The 3,691-nt window shown below is 70.2% G+C and carries 3 protein-coding genes; all 3 read right to left on the bottom strand.

The genetic code is table 11. From position 1 onward, the window contains the following. Nucleotides 1-2,320 (bottom strand): VTT domain-containing protein (locus AB1578_22585; GenBank protein ID MEW6490685.1); only part of this gene is annotated, 2,320 nt, incomplete at its 3' end. Nucleotides 2,321-2,951: 631 nt separating this feature from the next. Continuing rightward, nucleotides 2,952-3,212 carry a hypothetical protein gene (locus tag AB1578_22590; GenBank protein ID MEW6490686.1) on the bottom strand — a complete coding sequence of 87 codons (261 nt, stop codon included), beginning with the start codon at nt 3,210-3,212 and terminating at the stop codon, nt 2,952-2,954. Nucleotides 3,213-3,224: 12 nt separating this feature from the next. After that, on the bottom strand, nt 3,225-3,691 hold a 467-nt coding region (locus AB1578_22595; protein MEW6490687.1), incomplete at its 5' end, for an electron transfer flavoprotein subunit alpha/FixB family protein.

The raw sequence follows: 3,691 nt of genomic DNA on the forward strand, positions 1-3,691 counted from the left end.
GCCGCGCCGGGACCGTCGCCGTGCGCCGTCCGGCCAGGGGCAGCAGGTCGCCGAGCAGAAACCAGCCGGCAGCGGAGAGCACGAGGGCGGCCCCAAACACCGCGAACCACCCGCTAAGACCTCCGGCACCGGCCCCGTACGCCTGGAGGGCAGCCTCGGGCAGCAGGGGCGGGGTCAAGGGGAGGTACGCGGCCTGCACCGTCTGGGCCAGGGCCAACACGGCCCCGCCCGGCCCTGCCGGCGCCATCGGTGCCAGATACTCGGTGAACTTGGCCAGATCGCCCGCGCGCAGGTTGTTGACCCAGAACAGGTAGTGGAACTCCCAGGTGTAGACGTAGGCGTCCAGGACGTAGAAATAGCGCCGGATCAACCAGATCCCGAGACCCACCGTCACCCCGAGGCCGGCGAGCAGCAGGGCCTTGGTACGAAGGCTCCGTCCCAGGCTGTAGACCCGCGCGGTAGGCCCGGCGAGGGTGCTCTTCCGGGCCCGGGCGCCGTGAAACCTGCGGTAGACCAACGGGATCGCAGAGACCGCCGCAACCAGGGCGAGCCCGGCCAGGAAGGCGGGAGACACGCGGCCGCGCACCAGGTCGAGCAAGGAACTGGAGAAGACGATGAACGCCACGCAGGCGGGGAACATGCACACCAGGGTTGCCAGGGCGTAGTGGGACCAGGGCACCCTGGTGAGCCCGAACGCGTAGTTGAGGAGATTGAAGGGAAAGAGCGGCACCAGGCGGGTTACCGCCACCACCTTCCAGCCCTCCTCCGCCACCCGTTGATCCAGGATGCGCCAGCGGGGGCTGGCGAGCTTGGTCTCCACCCACTCCCGGGCCAGGTAGCGGGAGACGAAAAACGCCAGGTTCGCTCCCAGATTGGCGCCGATGGTGGTGTAAACCACCCCCCAGAACGGACCGAACAGGACCCCCCCCACGACCGTGATGGGCAGGCCGGGCAAGAACAGGGGTGGGGCGATGGTGTAGAGGAACATGTAGGCCAGGGGCGCGAGGAGCCCGTAGCCCTGGATGAGCCCACGCAGGGTCTCCTGTTCCAGGTAGCGGGTGGCACCGGTGGCGCGCACCGTGAGGATGGCGGCGGCAAGAAACGCCAGGAGCAGCACAGGTTTCAGCCAGCGGCCGCGGCGGGCTGCCTGGGTTGGGGCCGGCCGCTCCCAGGAGGCAGCGGCGTCCAGGGTACGTTGGAAATGCCTCTTGAGGCCCAAGCGGTCCAGGTAGGTGAACGGCGCCTTGCGCACCCGGACCTTGCCGGCCAGGGTAGTGTGGGGCTCGAACACCAGGTCGAGCACGTGGCTGGTAGGGGTGTGCCGCGCCAACTGGTTCGCGCAGCCCGCGCAGTAGGTAGCCACCCGGCGGCCCCGTGCCTGCTCGGCCCGGCGAGGCTTCCACGTTTCGGCCAGCTCCGGCGAGACGGTCCCCGCCGCGCCGCCCTCCCCGCAGCAAAGGGTCTGGCGCCCCGCGTTTCTCATCTCCTCCACCCGCAATCCGGTGCGTTCCAGCAGGCGCCGGGCCGCCGCTTGCACTCCCGGCTCGAAACGCACCACGCACGGGTCGTGGACCGTCACCAGACCTTCCAGCACACCCTCGTGGGGCAGGGGGGCGTCGGCCAGCACTTCTTGCACCGTGCGCACCGCCAGCCCCTCCCCGTAGCGCTGGAACACCTTGAAGCAGTTGGGGCAGGCCACCAGCACGGTGCGCACGCCGTGGTCCACGAGTGACCGGCGCAGCTCGCCGAAGCGATCCGCGAAGAGTTCCTGCCGGCCCAGGTCGTGGGACGGCTTGCTGCAACAGTCGAGCACGATGCCCAGGTGAGGAATCTGCTCCTGCAGGGCCGCAAATACCTGGCGCACCCGCTGGGCGCGGGTACCGGAGAAGGTGCAGCCCGGAAAGAACACGGTGTCGCACCCGGCCGGCAGAGCATAGTAGGAGTAGAGCGGCGAGGTACCCCGTGCCTCGTAGCCCATCAGCCCCCGGTGCTCGGCAAACTTACCGGCGCCCCGGCGCACCGCTTCCCGGCGCAGTTCCAGGAACATCTCGCCCGGGTCGAGCCCCTCGGGGCACACGGCGGTGCACAGCCCGCACAGGCTGCACGCGAAGGGCATGGCCAACTGAGCGGCGTCCTCTGGATTGTAGGCGGTGGCCAGGGCCTTGGGTGTGCCGTACTGCTGGAGAAAGGCGCACGGCTTCACGCACGCGCCGCACTCGGTGCAGCGGTCGCGGTGGGCCGCGAGGTGTTCGTCCAGGAGCGACGTCGCCGACGCCGCGCAAGCCCTGGGGACCGCGATCCCTGTGCAGTCCGCGCTCATGCGGAAGCTCCGGCCCGACGGGTGGTCTCCAGCAGGCCCCCAACTGCCGGTGTCCCCGCGTCGTTCCTGGTGGGGCCGTTGGCCGTGAGCCTCGGGTCAGAGGCCCTTGCATACTTGCCTTCGAGCGGCGGGAGGAGAAGGTGCATCGTGTCCTTTTCTGGAGGCCGGCGGCCGGCGCGAACCTTCGTCCTGCGGCGCTTCTTCACGAGTGCATTGATACCGGACCCGACGCCGCTGGGTCCAATCGGCATTTGGAACGTCTCGGGCCGCTTCGATCGGCCGTGCCGATTCCAGCCGCGGCAAGGGGCCCCGTCCGGCGGCGGTCTCTGCTCGAAGGGTCGGGGGGCTTCCTGCCAGCGGACGTGCCAGACCGCGGCGCCACCGGTGCGCGCCCCGGGGGCATTGCCCGCCGTCGAACCGTTCCTACAGGCCTCGAACCGGGCGAGTGGAACGCAATCCTACAGGTTCGGTCGCTCGCCACGGATGGGGTGCGGATCGAAGAATGGCTCGCGAGGCGGGTGGGGACGGCGCCGGGGCTCGGGAGCCACGGGACTGTCGGTCCACTGCTTGCCGGCGTGGAGGCCAAAGCCCGCGGTCGGGCAGGGAAGGGACCGGATAGGAAACGAGGACGCTACGCTTGTGCGTTCTCGCCGGACTCGCGGGCGGCCAAGGCCGCGGCCACCTGGCGCAGGCGAAGCTCCAGGTCCTCGAGGCTCGCCCGGGCCATCTGCTGCTGGAGGGCGTCGATCCGAAAGATCCGGCCGATGGGCAGGTTGAGGTCCACGGGTCGCGCCCCTGCCCTGGCGGTTTCGAGGATGCCGTCGAGCTCGTGCCGCAGGGCCACGAGGTCTCGCTGGAGTTCTTCCAACTGGGCCTGGGTCAACCCTTCCACGGTGCCACCGCCTCACGACTGCTTGCGCATCTCCCGGACGAGGGCCGGCAGCACCTGGTAGAGGTCGCCAACGATCCCGAGGTCGGCGGCACCGAAGATGGGAGCGTTCTCGTCCTGGTTGACCGCGGCGATGACCTTGGCGCCGCGGGCGCCGGTGAGGTGCTGGATCTGCCCCGAGATGCCGATCCCGAGGTACAGCTCTGGCTTCACCTGCACTCCCGAGAGCCCGATGCACGCCTGGTCCGGAAGCCAGTGCATCTCCTCGGAAAGGGGTCGGGTGCAGCCGATCTCCCCGCCGAGCACCTCGGCCAACTCCCGGGCCAGCCCGAGGTCGTCCTCGGCCGCGAAGCCCCTTCCGACGGCCACGACCACCCGGGCGTCGGCGAGGTCTCGGGTTTCCCGCTCCCGGACGCGCCGCTCCACGACCCGAACCGGGGACGGCTGCAGGTGCGGGAGCTCCCGGACCTGCCCGGTCCGCC

It is taken from the genome of Thermodesulfobacteriota bacterium (assembly GCA_040756475.1).
In the GTDB taxonomy this organism is placed as follows: domain Bacteria; phylum Desulfobacterota; class Deferrisomatia; order Deferrisomatales; family JACRMM01; genus JBFLZB01.